Source organism: Pantoea eucrina (assembly GCF_002095385.1).
Taxonomy (GTDB): domain Bacteria; phylum Pseudomonadota; class Gammaproteobacteria; order Enterobacterales; family Enterobacteriaceae; genus Pantoea; species Pantoea eucrina.
In genome coordinates this window covers 86,225-102,369 of sequence record NZ_MIPP01000004.1, presented here as the reverse complement: position 1 = coordinate 102,369, position 16,145 = coordinate 86,225, and the positions used below count along the sequence as shown (strand labels likewise).

Here is a 16,145-nt window from a genome sequence, read left to right as displayed (position 1 = left end):
AAATGGAGGCGTTATGTCGCATCTCGCTAACTGGGCAACCAACTGGCAGAAGGATCCGCGTTTCAGCAAGAACTATACGGAACGCCTGATTGAAAAAGCGTGTGCCATCGATTCCCAGCTAATGATGCTTATTGCAGCGGTACGCTCAAGGTGATTGCCGGACCACACCGGAAAGCGGGGCCAAATGGCGGCGGTGATGCCCGCTGGCATATGACACTGCAACCGGATACGGGCAGCTCCTGCTGGCACGTCATTCTGGATAACAGCGTCACCCGGCCAATTGATATCAATAAAAGAGAGCACCCCGGCCACAGTTTTTAACCCCCCTGTGGCGACACCTGTCGCCACGTTCAGTGAGCGTTTTTACACCAGCGCTCAGCCAATCCTGTTTTTAAGCCTTATGGGCCTCGGTGAACGGCCAGGGGCGGTAGCGTGCCTGAAACGGAGAGAAAATATATGGAACATGCGTCTGCAGCGCTGCTGCGCCGGCTTAACCCTTTCTGCGCGCGTGCGCTGGAGGCCGCTGCCTCACTGTGCCAGATCCGCGCACATGCAGAAATATTACCTGAGCACTGGCTGCTTAAACTGCTGGAGCAGGGAGAAGGGGACATCACGGTCATCGCACGTCGCTACGAGTGGGACATGGATGACGTCTGGCAGGATCTGCTGAGCTTTCTCAACGATCGGCCACGTCAGGTGTGTGGCCGGCCAGCGCTGTCGGCCCGCCTGCACCATCTGCTGAAGGAGGCCTGGCTGGCTGCCTCGATGGCCGGGGAGGAGCGTATCCGCAGCCTGCACCTGCTGCTCGCCATGGCCGATCATCACGGGCTGATGTGCTGTGCTGCACTCTGGCCGGTTCTTACCCTGGATCGGCCCCGGATAACGTCGCTGCGCCCGCTGCTGGATGCGCAATCGGATGAAAGCCAGGCGGAGCCTCAGCGTATACCGGATATCACCGTTCAGCCGTCCGATCTTACCGGAGAAAAAAAATCCGCTGTCTCAGAGGCGCTGCTCCGCTTTACCCGCGACATGACTGCTGATGCGCGCGACGGCAAGATCGACCCGGTATACGGGCGCGATAATGAAATCCGCCAGATGGTGGATATTCTCTCCCGCCGTCGCAAGAACAACCCGATTCTGGTGGGCGAGCCGGGCGTGGGCAAAACTGCGCTGGTGGAAGGACTGGCGCTGCGCATTGCCGAAGGCAACGTGCCGGAGAGTCTTAGCAGGGTCAGCGTGCGCACGCTTGACCTCGGTATGCTGCAGGCGGGGGCGGGCGTAAAGGGCGAGTTTGAGCAGCGCCTCAAAACCATCATTACTGAGATACAGCAGACGGAGCAACCGGTGCTGCTATTCATTGACGAAGCGCACACCCTCATCGGTGCCGGTAATCAGGCCGGTGGCGCAGATGCGGCTAACCTGCTCAAACCCGCGCTGGCGCGTGGCGAGCTACGTACCATCGCGGCTACCACCTGGAGCGAGTACAAGCAGTACTTCGAAAAGGACGCCGCGCTGGAACGTCGTTTTCAGAGGGTAAAAGTTGATGAACCGGATGATGAAACCGCCTGCCTGATGCTCAGAGGCCTGAAATCGCGTTACGCAGAGCATCATGACGTACATATTAGCGATGCCGCCGTCCGCGCGGCCGTTACGCTTTCCCGGCGTTACCTGACCGGACGACAGCTGCCTGATAAGGCAGTAGACCTGCTGGATACCGCGAGCGCCCGCGTACGTATGAGTCAGGATACGGTGCCGGAAGCCATCACGCGGTTACGTGCCCGCACGGACGCGCTGAACGTTGAAAAACGCGCCATTCTGGATGATGAAGCGCTGGGCGGTCCCGTCCAGGCAGGGCGCATGCATGACATTCTAAGCGAGCTGGCCCGCGCTGAGGAACGTCTTGAACAGCTGGAGCTGCGTTACCAGGCCGAGCGCGAAATGATGGAGACGCTGCTGGCCTGTCGTCAGGACGCGACGCAGAACGTCAGGCGTGGCACGTTACACTCTGCCCTGCAGACGCTGCAGCAGGGTGAGCCGCTGATCACGCTGGACGTAGACGCGCGTGCGGTAGCGGGCGTCATTGCCGACTGGACCGGCGTACCGATCTCTTCCTTAATGAAGAATGAGCAGACGGCGCTGCTGACACTGGAAAAGACGCTGGAAACCCGCGTGGCAGGCCAGCCGGCAGCGCTGAATGCCATCGCACAGCGACTGCGGGCGTCGAAAACCGGGCTGACCGCTGAGAACGGCCCGCTGGGCGTGTTTCTGCTGGTGGGCACCAGCGGAACTGGTAAGACAGAGACGGCGCTGGCGCTGGCTGACACGCTGTACGGCGGCGAAAAGTCGCTGATCACCATTAATCTCTCCGAGTACCAGGAGGCGCATACGGTGAGCCAGCTCAAGGGCTCACCGCCGGGCTACGTGGGCTATGGTCAGGGCGGCGTACTGACCGAAGCAGTGCGCCAGCACCCGTATAGTGTGATCCTGCTTGATGAGGTGGAGAAAGCGCACCGCGACGTGGTTAACCTGTTTTATCAGGTATTTGACCGGGGCTTTATGCGCGACGGCGAGGGACGGGAAATTGATTTCCGCAATACGGTTATCCTGATGACCTCCAATCTCGGCAGCGACGCGCTAATGCGGTTGCTCAGTGAACAGCCGGACGCCAGCGAGGCGGATCTGCAGCAACTGCTGCGCCCGATTATCCGCGACCATTTCCAGCCGGCACTGCTGGCACGCTTCCAGACGGTAATTTACCGCCCGCTGAGCCGTGACACGATGCGTATCATCGTTGAAACGAAGCTTGAGAAGGTCAGAGAGCGCCTGCAGCGTCACTACGGCCTGCATACGGATATCACAGACGCGCTCTGTGATGCCCTCACCGCCGCCTGCCTGCTGCCGGATACTGGCGCGCGCAACGTTGACAGCCTGCTCAGCCAGCAGATTTTGCCGGTTGTGAGCAGGCAAATCCTCGCCTGGCAGGCGGCGGGCTCTTGTCCGCAGCAGCTATCTATGACGTGGACAGAAGATGAAGGTTTCGTGCTGGTGTTTAGAGAATAGTAACTTATGGACAGTACAAAAAAGATTGCCAGAGATATGCTTGATGCGATTAATCTTGATGACTCAGGACTATTGGTGAATTTCACCAAAGGATTTATTTCTTTTTCGGTAAGCATGGCTTACCTGAGTTATGATTACATAGATACTGAACATCGCAGAAATAACAGTAACGATAAATATCGGATAGCAGAGTTAGTTAAGCGGGGCGTTTTCAGGAAAGAGGTTGTTGAGAAAATCGTCAGCGTTTTTATTGATGATTTTACTTCAAGAATTAATTTTGAAAAGGTAAGGGATGTTGCAGACAAAACTGGCGTTAATATTATGGGCCGATTGTCTCTCTCCCATCTGACAGGTGTCAATCTGGGACGTGCTCTGACAGCTAATGCTACAAATGCTATATTCGCTGGCACGATAATTGGCTCACTATTATACCTTGGTAGCGAAGCATCGAGAGCAATTTATACATCAAGAAATCTTGAGTCAGCTAATCCGGTCATTTACTCCAGACTAAGGCGCATGGGTAATCTGGATTTACTCTATTTTATTGTTAAAGATACTGTTGCTCCCTTTGAAAGAGCCTGCAATATACATAAAGAAAACCCTCCTGAGTTTGACGAGTTATGTGGATGTTTTTTTAATGGTTTAAAAGGTTAATTTTATCTGCCTGAGAGTATGGTAAGAGGAGTCATGAAAAATTCTTTGATAAAACGCATAGGCTTAACTTTGGCATCACTCGCTGTCAGGGCAATAGGCTCAATGCTCATGGCGACAGGTTTGGTTATGTCAATCTGGTATGTTTTCTTTTCAACTAGCGATTATCGCTATGTCATAATTGCTATTTTTTTCTTGCTGGTATATGTAGGTTATAGTTTGATTAAATTTAGCTTTGAAAAAATGCATAATGAATTTGATATTCACTATTAAGTTTTTCTTATGCGGGAATTTAATTATTTAAACACTTTAGCTGACCTGCGTTTTTCCACTGGCTATGAAAGCACACAGGCACCCCCGGTGGGAATTGATCTTATCATGGAGGATAAATGGTCCCTTATAATAATCTCATTAAATCTTCTCCGCTTTCACTCAATCGATTTCATCTGGAAATTCCTGACTGCCTCTTTCAAATGGATGTCGAAGAATTTGATGCTCAGGAGGGGTTGAGTGAAATCTATCGCTATACAATCAGGTTTACCAGTGACAAATCAAATATTCCTTCTCAGAAAGTGCTACGTAAACATATCTGGCTGTATATGTACGACATGCCAGGTGCGCGGGATAAAATGCTGCCTTTGAAAACGCGAAAAACTGTGCATGGCATTGTCACAGGTTTTCGACGCCTGCAAAGCTCCGTCGATCAGGTTTTGTATGAAGTGGAGATAAAACCCTTCATTGCATTACTTGATAAAAATTTTCGCACTCATCGTTTTTTTGTTAATAAATCCGTTACTGAAGTCGTTTCTCAGATATTAGCAGAGCATGGACTGGAGAGCTGGCAATATCAATTCAGCCTGAAGCGGGATTATCCGAGGCGTGAACAAATTAATCAGTATCAGGAAAGCGACCTTGCTTTTATCCAGCGGATATTAGCTGAGGTCGGGATTTTCTACTATTTCCGGTTGCAGGAAGAAGTATGTACTGAGGTTATTCATTTTGGCGATAGTCAGGCAGCATTTGAAGCGGGAAAAGTATTACTGTTCACCACACCCTCAGGCATGGAGGATGGAGGCATCGACTCAGTCTGGGGCTTAAACCAGCAGCATCATATTGTACAAAAAAGCGTGACGACGAAAGATTATAATCATCGCACAGCTCAGTATATTTTGCGTTCTGAAGAAGCAGATATGATGCGGGGGGATGGCGACAAAATAAATTACGGGAAGGCTTATCATTATCGCGCCCGACATCTTCAGGCAGGCGATAAAATGTTTCCCTCCGCAGAAACCGCCAACTTCTATGCGCAACTCGATCACGAACGGTTTCTGGCTGCTCAGTCTGTTATCGTGGGTACAAGCAGCGATCCTGGCCTTGCTGCAGGGCAGGTTATTACTGTAACCGATAATAATATTCCCCCTTCTTTGCCGGAACAGCTTCTCAATCCACTTGTTATGGTCAGACTGGGGTTTGTTGCCAGCAGAAAGTCAGCAATGCGCGTAACGCTTAGCGCCGTTCCCTATAGTGAAACCCTCTGCTGGCGTCCCGATTTACCTGAACGTCCAAAAGTCAGCGGCACCATGACGGCGCGCGTGACCAGCGCGAAAGATAACGATATCTACGCCTGGCAGGATGCAGCGGGATTATACCGCGTGGTATTTGACGCCGACGAGGAGAGCCGGGAGCGCGGTCTGGAGAGCATGCCGGTGCGCCTGGCGAAACCGTACGGCGGCGATATGTACGGCTTCCACTTCCCGCTTATACAGGGCACCGAGGTAGCGATAGCGTTCCGCGAAGGCGATCCGGACCAGCCTTATATCGCGCATGCGTTACACGATTCAAGGCATGTCGATCACGTCACTGAAGAGAACAGCACGCGCAACGTCATCCGTACGGCAGGCTTTAACAAGCTGCGCATGGAGGATAAGCGCGGTGAGGAGCACATCAAGCTCAGCACGGAGTATGGCGGGAAGACGCAGCTGAATCTGGGGCATAACGTTGACGCGAGCAGGGTTCTTCGTGGTGAAGGGGCTGAACTGCGGACGGATAAGTGGGTGAGTATCCGCGGTGGCAAAGGGGTGTTTATCAGCGCGGATGCGCAGCCTCAGGCGCAGGGAAAAATGCTGGCGATGCAAGATGCCGTGAATGAACTGAGCAAGGCACAGCAATTAACCGCGTCCTTACGCAGCGCAGCGGAGATAGCGACAGCTGAGCTGGCAGATTTACAAACCCAAAAGTCGCTGTTAAGCGATGCACTTACCGAACTAAAACAAGCCGCGCTATTACTCTCAGCGCCCGGTGGCATTGCGCAGGCTACAGCAAAAAGCCTGCAGTTGACCGCTGGCGAAAACCTGATCGCCACCAGCGGTAAAAACACTGATTTCAGCATTTTAAAAAATTTCACAGTAGCAGCAGGCGAAGCAATCAGCCTGTTCGCTCAGAAGCTGGGAATTAAATTTTTTGCCGCGAAAGGAAAAGTGGAGATTCAGGCTCAGTCTGATGGAATGACGCTGGATGCGCTAAAGGATGTGCTCATTAGCAGCAGTGAAGGTAACGTCACCATTCGCGCTAAACAGGATATTTTGCTGGTGGGCAGCGGCGGGGCTTATTTGCGTATAGGAAATGGTGAGGTAGAGAGCGGTGCTCCGGATAAAATTATTCAGCGTGCGGCTGTGTGGCAAAAATTTGGTGGTCAGAGTGCCGGCGAAATGTTTAATACCTGGCAACAGGGTAATTATGAACTTAACTCCCAGATAATTCGGGCAGGCAGCGAGGAGGCGGTAAAAAGCTGCCCAGGAGAGATCAGTAGCGACCTTGGAAAAACCACTTCAGACTCTGACAGCGCAGGAAAACTGACGCCGCAGGATTTTCCTGATATTGCCAGAGTTAACATAACATTAAACAAGGAACGTTAATGATATCTGAGAAAAAAAAGACATTAAAAATTCAGCCAACGTTTGATGACAATGGCAACCCCTGTTATCAGCTTTTCAGCACTCCGAAAGGAGAAAACATCGTTCAGCAATGTGTACTTTATCCTGAGCGTATTATACCAATTATATTTATCCCGGGCGTTATGGGCAGTAACTTAAAAAATAAAAACGGAGAAGAAATATGGCGACTGGACGATGAGATCCGATTTTTCTGGGACTGGAAAAATGCGAATGCAGAAACCAGGAAAAGAAAACTGCATCCAGACAGGACAAAGGTAGATGATGGTGGCGAAATTATTGAGAAGACAGAACCTTATTTGTTGAAAAATCGCCGGCAACGCGGCTGGGGAAGTGTCGCATATACCAGCTATGCCGCATTTCTTGACTGGCTGCAAAACGCACTTAACGACTTTGATAATGGCCCCTCTGGCGAACGTACAAATCTGCTGCAATCCATTCTGAAAACAGAATCAGGTGATGTTTCACTGACCCGGGAAGAAGTAGACCTGACCTACCGTTACCTCTTTCCGGTATTTGCCATGGGATACAACTGGCTGCAATCGAATAGTGAGTCTGCGATGGCCCTGGGTGATTACATTGATGAACAAATCCGGTTTTATCGTCAGAAAGGCCGATTGTGCGAGAAAGTAATCCTTATTACCCATTCAATGGGGGGGCTCGTCGCCCGGCACTATACACAATGCTGTGGTGGAGCGGACAAAGTACTGGGCGTAATACATGGCGTGATGCCAGCTGCGGGAGCTGCCGCCACTTATCGCAGAATGAAAGCCGGAAATGAAAACGGCACCGATAATTTTACCGGCGCAATGGCTGCACATGCTTTAGGAGCAAACGCCAAATTTATGACTGTGGTGCTCTCACAATCTCCTGGCCCCCTGCAGCTATTGCCAGGCAAAGCTTACGGGCAGCGCTGGCTGAAGATTATCGATGATCAAACTACCTATGCTTTTCCGGAAACCGATCCTTACAAAGAAATCTATCTGCAGCGGGATAAGTGGTGGGGGCTATGCGAGGATCATTTTATTAACCCGGGTAAAAGTCATACTGCAGCAGACCGCGACAGAGACTGGCAAATTTTTTCAATTCTCTTAAATGAAAAAGTTCAGCCTTTTATTGAGGGAATTTCAGGGAAATATCATCCTCATAGCTGGGCATTCTACAGCGCCGAAATAACGTATCGTTCTTATGGCGATGTTTGCTGGCGGGCTAACACACGTCGCGCTGACGCATGGCTGAACCGTAACCGCCAGCGTGACAGCCTTGCAGGACGCGCGGTAGATAAAACCGAGATGTTTGATAAGCGAAGCGTTTCTTCTCCCCTTTCAGGTAGCGGCTGGGCAAAGGGTATTCACCAGACTTACCAGATTTTGCCAGCTGAAGAGTCAGGGGATGGCACGGTTCCGGTACGTTCGGGAAGGATTGCTGAGCATCATTTACAGGCGAGTTTTCAGGTTTCAGTTTCTCATGAGGCAGCGTTCAAACACCGACTTGCACAGCAGTTTACCCTGCGGGCGCTGGTAAAAATTGTGCAGCAGATACGGCAGACCGCGCTGGGGTATGAATGAGTATAAAAAAAGCAATTGCAGCGATAATATTGCTGGCTGGTATTTTTGCCGGCTGGTATGGCTTTAGCTGGCTGCAGCCGGAAATAAAGCTGACCGAAGAGGAGCATAAAAACGTGAAGCATTTTACGCAGAAAATGACCACCCGCTGCATCGGTCGTTATCTGATTGACCTGCCGGAAACATTCACTGCAACCCAGAATAGTGTTATGGCGTTTATTGAGAAATCACCGATAGAGTACAAACGTATCTACCGCCCGGCGTTTGAACAAAAAATCCGCTTAAGAGAGGCTGAGTTACGCGCTGAGAAAACATTAAGGCCTGCAGATATGCCTTATCTTAAGGGTGTTTATTCTCTGCCAGACGGTATGGAAGGAGTAATATTTGAGCGAAATGAGAGTACTCAGGTTTACGATTCTGCGCGAATTATTGAGGCACATATGTATACAAATGGTATGGCAATAGAAACAACAATGGAAGCCAGAAACGGAGTATCGCAGCGCTATGATGAAGATCGCAAAGATTTCCCGGAAATATATGGAAATAATGTTCCACAAAAAATTGCTGAATTGACAGATTTACTGAAGCGGATCTCTGCCAGGCAGGAGAGTGAAATACCTGTGGCTCCCGGGTTTTGCCTGCCTGAATTGTTCATTAAAGATGGCATAAAGCCAGTAAATGAAGATGTTAATGTTCATTATCTCTCTTCAGAGTACCCCCACATGAAGTTTTATTTTGACAGTGATAATTATACTGCTTCTGATGATTCTCTGTTAGAAAGACGCTCCATAATGGAGCCATACATTAAACAGGCCCAGGGTTTTACTATTCACAGCGGGCGACGCCATATTAGTGGATTATATGCTGAGCAGTGGCTGGCTGAAGGGATGCTCAGCAATACCCGCGGTCAGAAAGCGCTGCGTTTCCTGCTTCGTATCAATGAGAAAACGGCCTCCCCTCTGCACCCTGTGCTGTCTGTTAATTTTCTGCAAGAAGGAACGGAGGGTGAAGGCCGGCTTACACAGGCTGAGGCGGTTACCCTCTGGCAGCAGATCACTGATACTATCCGTGTTCGTCCCAATGCAATTAGAAAATAAGGTTTCTAACTGAGTAGTAATATATGATTTATACGCTTAAAAACATAAAACCAACCTCATAAATAAATCAATATATAAATTACCATCATTGATTTTTTATGTCATGCTCCAAATATAACTCTGATAATAATTCTGCAATATACATTTGCACTGTTTTTTGCACATTAACAGTCAAAATGACATTTTTAATAGTCAGTGCAGTAGAAAATTTCTTTGCAAAAAGCAGAAGATATTTAACCCTGGTCAGTGCTGAGTATCAGTATACCAAACCATCTAATCTGCTGAGCAATTTATAAATTAAATATCGTGAATTGCACCCGGGAGGTATATGTCTTGCTACTCTTCATAATCAAGAGCAAAATATTTTAGGTTTTCTTTTTAAGTATAAATATTATATAAAATCAAAGGATTAATATATGCCAGCTTTGACTTGTCTGGGCGATGCTACAACGCATGGTGGTAGCGTCATATCAGCTTCCTCGATGATGTATATAAATGGCGTGCGTGTTGCGTTAGTAGGCGATACGGTATCATGCCCACTGCATGGGACTAACCGTATTCAGCAAGGTAGCCCGAAGATATTCGATAACGGCATTCAGGTAGTTGTTCATGGCTGCGTCTGTGAATGCGGTTGCAACGTTATTAGTTTCCGCAATGAGGGGGTAGCATAGATAAGATGAACTGGCCTATTCCGGATTTTAAAAAAAAAGAGATGCTAAAGTTACCCTCAGGTAAATTATGGGGCAGCATTCTTTTGATCCTTTCTTCATCTGGGGCGCTAATTGCTATTTTTCTACTGAATGCTGTTAATTACAGAGATATATTCTTCAATGGATTGCTACCTGCAGTGGTTGTAGGGCTGTTTTTTTTGGGAATAGTATGGTTGCGATATGAGCACTCATCTCATGCTGTAATTTTATGGGATATTGAGACGCAAAAAAATAAACTTCGCTGGCAGCACTGGGCTATGTGGCAAAGGCCGATTATTGCAAGCATAACCCTGTGCCCGGAGGAGGATGGAGTAAAGATGCTAACAGGTCATGTTATTGATATTCCTGCATACCCTCTTAAATGCCGGCGTCTGCACCATAATTTGCCAGATCTGTACTCAAAACTCAGCTTCCTGGATATAAATCTGGAGCAGCAGCTACCGGGATACAGGAATAACCTTTATGAGATCATCGTGCTTCAGACCGATAGCCATGATGCATCTATTGTTACGCAGGCCATATTCAGCCAATGGGATATGATGCCAGTTATTCAGAGTAGTGCCGACAAATACTTTTCCGGGTCGGAATCCTGCGCTATTAAAGGAATGACGTTACTGGTCACTTTACAGGATTGGCCTGGCGCGGCTGAAGGTCAATACAGTGAATTTATTAACGCAAAGCTTATTTGTGACGCAGAAAACGTTGATAACTATTCGCCGTATCCAAAAGCAGGTGTAGGAAGGATTCTGCATTCAGATAACCTGATGAAATCACTTGATGTACTGACAGAGTATAACAAGCTTAAATCCTGCGACATCAGGTATGTGTGGTTATCAGCGGTTGAAGAGAAAGATATGATTGAACTCGTGAAGTACGCTGATAAGCACCAGTGGAAAATACCTCCTTACCACCCATTTTTAAGTATCAATCATTCATTTGGCCCCTCAGGCCCGCTGGCTTTTCCGGTTGCGATTTCATTACTTACTGATGCTGCCATCCAGACGGGAGAGATGCAGTTATTGATCTCAGGGAGTAAAGAGGGAACGTATTCACTGTGTCTGGTTACAGGGAGGTTATTCTATGATGGCAGAGGAGCAGCCAGTTAATCGCCGTTTTATCATGCCTGGATATGCAATAGTCGTTATAGCCTTTGCATGTTTGAGTGCATTGTTTATCTACTATTATAAAAACAACATTGAAACTTCGGAGGCAAATAGCAAGTATATCTGGGCTATCTGGATAATATGCGTTTCTTTCCTGGCGCTTATAGTATATTTATCTGATTTTCTACAAAGGAAAAATTCTAAAAAAGTACAGCAGAAGTATTCACCTCAGCAGATAGTGAATAACGAAAATTTGTTGCAGAAGCAAAAAAAAACCGTTCCAGAGCATAGTGATACCCTTCAGCATATTCGGCATGTTCTTCGCCATCGCTATGGCCGCTTCTGGAAAAAAAGACTCACTATTCTGATTATCGCCGGAAACATCAGAAACGTGGAAAACCTTGCGCCTGGCCTCTCGTCGCAATTGTGGCAGGAAAACAGCGGAACACTGTTATTGTGGGGAGGCGATCCGTTTTCAGCCCTGCAGCAGGAGTGGCTTCAGGCTATCTGCCAGCTAAGAGGTAAACCTGCAGATGCATTGATTCTGGTGACCTCCACGGCTGACGATATGCGTGATAACAACGCTCTGTTATCAGAGATTCAATTATCCGATAAACACCCGGACGCTACCGCGCAATCACTGGTGTCAGTGTATAAAACGCTGGGCTGGCGACTGCCGCTTTTCATCTGGGCCCTGCATTCCGGGGCAGACAATCAGCCAGGGCGTATTACACAGGCTGTTGGCTGTCAGTTGCCGGCAGCCAGCACCATTCATCTGGCACTGGCGGAACTTACCGGGCAGCTTATCCTGCAGGGTATTCAGCAGGTGGCAAGTCGCCCGAAGCATCACTTTCTTCTGAGCCTGGCCGATCGACTTAGCCGAAACCATGCATTTGTCATTGCGCAAGTGTCTGCTCTCCTCAGTCCGCGCCGCTCGCTTCCGCTGGCAGGTCTGGTATTTAGTGCTCCTTCTGCAAAAGCTGAGAGCGATATACCGAACTACTGGATACGCGACAACCGCTGGGATGCGCTGCCGCCTTCTTTTTCCTCGCTTCCCGCGCATCTGCGCCCTTTGCGTTATGGCGCGCCATGGCGCGGCTTTCTTACCTCCGCTACCTGTGCGCTGGTACTGCTATGGGGAGCAGGAATGCTGGTGTCATTTGCCAGTAACCGCAGCAGCATCGTGGGGGCGGTTCGGGTAACAGAACATGCTGCTGACAGCAATCAATCTCTGGATCAGCGCCTGGCAGCTTTGGGCACACTGCAGAATATGATTGGACAGCTGCAGTATCGGGACGAACATGGTGCACCCTGGTATAGCCGTCTCGGGCTGAATCAGAACAGGGTATTGCTTTACGCCTTATGGCCCCACTATCGCACGGCAGCTCAGCCCCTCCTGCGCGACGCTGCCGCAGCCTGGCTCACCGGTGCATTGCAGACTTATGCCGCACTCCCGCCTGACAGCCCGCTGCGTGAAACGCAGTCAAAGCAGGCCTATGTGCATCTCAGACTCTATCTGATGCTGACGCGTCCTGAACGTATGGACGCCAGCTGGTTCAGCCAGACGCTGATGCAGAACCGGACACAGCGGCAGGGGCTGGATGAGGCTTACTGGCAGGGAGCCGGGGAGACGCTGCTGGCCTTCTATGCAGAGCATCTGATCACTCACCCCGAATGGGCGCTGAAAGCAGACCCGGATCTGGTCGGGCAGGTACGCACCCTGCTGGTGCGTCAGATGGGGGTAACCAACAGTGAATCGCGGCAGTATCAGCGGGTGATCTCCAAAGTAAAACGCCAGTACGCCGATATGCGGCTGGCCGATATGACCGGCGATACGGATGCCGCTCGCCTCTTTATTACTGATGAAATTGTGCCCGGCATGTTCACCCGTCAGGCGTGGGAAGAGGGCGTTAAACCTGCCATTGAAAAAGTGGCGCGTGAGCGGCGTGAAGAGATGGACTGGGTACTGAGTGATGCACCGCCGCCTGCAGGTGAGGCGGCTTCGCCTGAGGCGCTGGAAGCGAGGCTCGCCAGCCGCTACTTTGCCGATTACAGTGCGGCCTGGCTGCACTTCCTTAATAGTCTGCGCCTGCAGCCCGCGCCGACGCTCTCCGATGCGATTGACCAGCTCACGCTGATAGCGGACGTCAGGCAGTCGCCGCTGGTGGCGTTAATGAACACGCTCAATGTGCAGGGGCGTACCGCACAGAGCGGCGGCGCGATGAGCGACTCGCTGGTGAAATCTGCACAAAGCCTCTTTAACCGGGAGAAGCGCCCGGTGATTGATCAGCGCAGCGGCCCGCAGGGGCCGCTTGATGCCACGTTCGGCCCGCTGCTGGCGCTGACCGATAATCAGAGCAGCAGCACGATGAACCTGCGCACCTTCCTGACGCGCGTAACGCAGGTGCGCCTGCGCCTGCAGCAGGTCACCAGCGCGGCAGATCCGCAGGCGATGACGCAGGCGCTGGCCCGGACGGTATTTCAGGGAAAGAGCGTTGACCTGACGGAGACACGCGACTACGGCAGCCTGGTCGCCGCCGGACTGGGGCAGGAGTGGAGCGGGTTCGGGCAGACGGTGTTTGTGCGCCCGATAGAACAGGCGTGGCAGCAGGTGCTGATGCCGGCTGCAGGCAGCTTCAACGCACAGTGGCAGCAGGCCGTAGTGAATGAGTGGAACCGCGCATTCGGCGGCCGCTACCCGTTCAAAAATGTCAGCAGCGAGGTATCACTGCCGCTGCTGGCGAAATATCTGAATGCGGACACCGGACGCCTTACCCGCTTTCTGCATGCTCGTCTGAGTGGCGTACTCCATCGCGAAGGGACCCGCTGGGTACCGGACCGCATTAACGCCCGCGGACTGACATTTAATCCCGCTTTTCTGCAGGCGCTTAATCAGCTCAGTCAGATTGCTGACGTGGTATTTGCCAGCGGTCATGCCGGCCTGCATTTTGAGCTGCGTCCGGGAACGGCAGCAGACGTGATGCAGACTGACCTGATAATCGACAGCCAGAAGCTGACCTATATGAATCAGCAGCCGGTCTGGCGGCGCTTTACCTGGCCTGCTGACACCGACGCGCCAGGCGCATCGCTGAGCTGGATCAGCACCAAAGCAGGCACTCGTCTGTATGGTGAGATGCCGGGCAGCTGGGGGTTGATCCGCCTGCTGGAAAAGGCGCACGTCAGCGCCAGACCAGGGCTGGGCAGCAGCTGGCAGCTGACCTGGCATGCCCCCGACGGGCGGCCGTTAAACTACATCCTGCGTACCGAAGCCGGCGAGGGGCCGCTGGCGCTGCTGAAGCTGCGCAACTTTACGCTCCCGTCCGATATTTTTCTCACCAGCAGCACCCAGAACCCGCCTGGTAACGCTGAATTCATTGAGGAGGAGTGATGCCTCTGCAATCTCTGATTAGCGCCTGCGGCATGGATGCGGAACCGCTCCGCGCGCAGGCTGCTGAGCATATTCTCTTATGGGAGCACTGGTTGCAGCCTGTAAGCACCAGCCATCCTGCCGGTGAAGACCCGACCTATACCGATACGTTTCAGCGGATGCAGGAGGAGATGAACCGCCTGTCTGGCACGGATATGGCACTGATCTGTTCGCTGGCGGAGCAGATACTGACTTCGGAAGCGAAAGATATCCGCGTAGCGGTCTGGTACTGCGTGGCCCGCCTGCAGCAGGATGGCGAAGAGGGGTTTGCTGAGGGACTTGCCTTACTGGCGGGCCTGCTGCAGCGCTTTGGTGACAACCTGCATCCGCAGCGGACGCGCAGTCGCGAGGCGGCGCTGAATTTTATATCCAGCGCGCGCGTGCTGGATACGCTGACGCTCTATCCGGAGGTGACGACCGCCACGGCGCAGCGCACCGTGGCGGCGCTGCTGGCTATTGATGACATCTGCAGGGCGCAGGGCGGCACCCATTCCGCAGGGCTTTACAGCGCGCTGGAGTCCCGGCTGCTTAACGCCGGTGGTCCTGATGCGATAGTGCCGCTGACGGCAGCAGACAGCCTGCAACCAGACGCGTCTTCAGCCTCAGCTGCGCCAGCGCTGGCTGCCATCAGCTCCGGGCGGGAGCTGATGGAACAGGCGCGAACGCTGGCAGCTTATCTGCGCGAGCAGCCAAATGGCGCGCTGGCCGCACACCGGCTGATGAAAACCCTCCGCTATGACACGCTCAGTCAGCTGCCGCTGCTGTCAGGTAACGGCAACAGTTGTGTGACGCCACCAAAATCTGACCAGCGCGCGCTGCTTAAACGCCTCTGGCTTCAGCAGAGCTGGGCCGAGCTGGCTGAGCAGGCGGACAGTCTGTTCAGTCGGGGAACAAACCATTTCTGGCTTGACCTGCAGTGGTATCAGCACCAGGCGCAGCTGCGATCGGGGCATGCGGAGTTTGCGGCTATTGTTCAGGACGATCTGAAAGGGCTGCTCTCCCGCCTGCGCGGACTGGAAACGCTGGCCTTCAGCGACGGCATGCCGTTTGCGGATGAGGTGACGCTGAGCTGGATCCAGCAGCAGGTCATGATAACGGAGAGTGCGTTCGGACCCGATCCCGCCGCTGCGGCGAGCGTGCCGGAAGATGAGGTGCTGTTGCTGGAGAGCGAGGCGACTGAGCTGGCAGACAGAGAGGGCATTGCCGCTGCGCTGACCTGGCTGCAGCAGCGACCCGGTATCCACTCTCCGCGCCAGCAGTGGCTCCTTCGCCTGCTGATGGCACGGATTGCTGAGCAGTCTGGTCGGCAGGAACTGGCACTGCAGCTGCTGGGCGCGCTCGATGCTGGCGCAGAGAGTATGACGCTGGCGGAGTGGGAGCCAGCGCTGTTATTTGAAGTCAAGTCCCGCCGGCTGAAGTTACTGCGTGCCCGCGCGAGCCGGAGTGAAACGGATAAAGCCCGTCTGCAGTCTGACATGGAACAGCTGCTGGCCGGGCTGGTGACTATCGATGCGGCGCGAGCGTCAGTACTCTTTTCTTAATGCGGTCTGACCTCTTTCTTTAATTTAAATATAAATGGTT

Annotated in this window: 11 protein-coding genes; all 11 read left to right on the top strand. The window is 52.0% G+C overall.

The features are described 5' to 3' along the window. Window positions 1–13 precede the first annotated feature (13 nt). The 11 genes from HA43_RS18815 (at window position 14) to tssA (ending at window position 16,105) form a co-directional block, all read left to right on the top strand. A complete protein-coding gene (locus HA43_RS18815; protein WP_158086428.1) occupies window positions 14–154 on the top strand; it encodes a hypothetical protein in 141 nt (46 codons plus the stop codon). 302 nt (window positions 155–456) lie between these two features. Beyond that, a complete protein-coding gene (gene tssH / locus HA43_RS03690) occupies window positions 457–3,060 on the top strand; it encodes a type VI secretion system ATPase TssH (RefSeq protein ID WP_094111005.1) in 2,604 nt (867 codons plus the stop codon). A 6-nt stretch (window positions 3,061–3,066) separates the two neighbouring features. Further along, on the top strand, window positions 3,067–3,714 hold the full coding sequence (locus tag HA43_RS03685) for a hypothetical protein (protein ID WP_094111004.1): 648 nt from the start codon (window positions 3,067–3,069) through the stop codon (window positions 3,712–3,714). 33 nt (window positions 3,715–3,747) lie between these two features. Continuing rightward, window positions 3,748–3,984: a hypothetical protein gene (locus HA43_RS18630; protein ID WP_128083776.1), complete on the top strand. Its 237-nt coding sequence runs from the start codon at window positions 3,748–3,750 to the stop codon at window positions 3,982–3,984. Window positions 3,985–4,100: 116 nt separating this feature from the next. Next, window positions 4,101–6,626, top strand: a complete 2,526-nt coding sequence (locus tag HA43_RS03680) for a type VI secretion system Vgr family protein (RefSeq protein ID WP_094111003.1) — start codon at window positions 4,101–4,103, stop codon at window positions 6,624–6,626. After that, window positions 6,626–8,230, top strand: a complete 1,605-nt coding sequence (locus HA43_RS03675; protein WP_094111002.1) for an esterase/lipase family protein — start codon at window positions 6,626–6,628, stop codon at window positions 8,228–8,230. Before HA43_RS03680 ends, HA43_RS03675 begins: the two co-directional genes overlap by 1 nt. After that, complete coding sequence (locus tag HA43_RS03670) at window positions 8,227–9,324, top strand: T6SS immunity protein Tli4 family protein (RefSeq protein ID WP_094111001.1); 1,098 nt, start codon at window positions 8,227–8,229, stop codon at window positions 9,322–9,324. The genes HA43_RS03675 and HA43_RS03670 overlap by 4 nt, the downstream gene beginning before the upstream one ends. A 416-nt stretch (window positions 9,325–9,740) precedes the next feature. Next, the gene (locus HA43_RS03665; RefSeq protein WP_094111000.1) at window positions 9,741–9,995 is read left to right on the top strand and encodes a PAAR domain-containing protein; all 255 of its coding nucleotides are present in this window, start codon (window positions 9,741–9,743) and stop codon (window positions 9,993–9,995) included. Between the two features lie 5 nt (window positions 9,996–10,000). Continuing rightward, window positions 10,001–11,140 (top strand): hypothetical protein, encoded by a 1,140-nt coding sequence (locus tag HA43_RS03660; RefSeq protein ID WP_094110999.1) that lies wholly within the window; start codon window positions 10,001–10,003, stop codon window positions 11,138–11,140. Window positions 11,141–11,153: 13 nt separating this feature from the next. Continuing rightward, the gene (locus HA43_RS03655; protein WP_128083778.1) at window positions 11,154–14,525 is read left to right on the top strand and encodes an ImcF-related family protein; all 3,372 of its coding nucleotides are present in this window, start codon (window positions 11,154–11,156) and stop codon (window positions 14,523–14,525) included. Further along, window positions 14,522–16,105 (top strand): type VI secretion system protein TssA, encoded by a 1,584-nt coding sequence (gene tssA / locus HA43_RS03650; protein ID WP_128083775.1) that lies wholly within the window; start codon window positions 14,522–14,524, stop codon window positions 16,103–16,105. Before HA43_RS03655 ends, tssA begins: the two co-directional genes overlap by 4 nt. Window positions 16,106–16,145: the final 40 nt, after the last annotated feature.

Coding starts and splice junctions, on each gene's coding strand:
- HA43_RS18815 (WP_158086428.1), top strand. CDS start 14: ATGTCGCATCTCGCTAACTGGGCAACCAACTGGCAGAAGGATCCGCGT.
- HA43_RS03685 (WP_094111004.1), top strand. CDS start 3,067: ATGGACAGTACAAAAAAGATTGCCAGAGATATGCTTGATGCGATTAAT.
- HA43_RS03670 (WP_094111001.1), top strand. CDS start 8,227: ATGAGTATAAAAAAAGCAATTGCAGCGATAATATTGCTGGCTGGTATT.
- HA43_RS03655 (WP_128083778.1), top strand. CDS start 11,154: ATGCCTGGATATGCAATAGTCGTTATAGCCTTTGCATGTTTGAGTGCA.
- HA43_RS03665 (WP_094111000.1), top strand. CDS start 9,741: ATGCCAGCTTTGACTTGTCTGGGCGATGCTACAACGCATGGTGGTAGC.
- HA43_RS18630 (WP_128083776.1), top strand. CDS start 3,748: ATGAAAAATTCTTTGATAAAACGCATAGGCTTAACTTTGGCATCACTC.
- tssH (WP_094111005.1), top strand. CDS start 457: ATGGAACATGCGTCTGCAGCGCTGCTGCGCCGGCTTAACCCTTTCTGC.
- HA43_RS03680 (WP_094111003.1), top strand. CDS start 4,101: ATGGTCCCTTATAATAATCTCATTAAATCTTCTCCGCTTTCACTCAAT.
- HA43_RS03660 (WP_094110999.1), top strand. CDS start 10,001: ATGAACTGGCCTATTCCGGATTTTAAAAAAAAAGAGATGCTAAAGTTA.
- HA43_RS03675 (WP_094111002.1), top strand. CDS start 6,626: ATGATATCTGAGAAAAAAAAGACATTAAAAATTCAGCCAACGTTTGAT.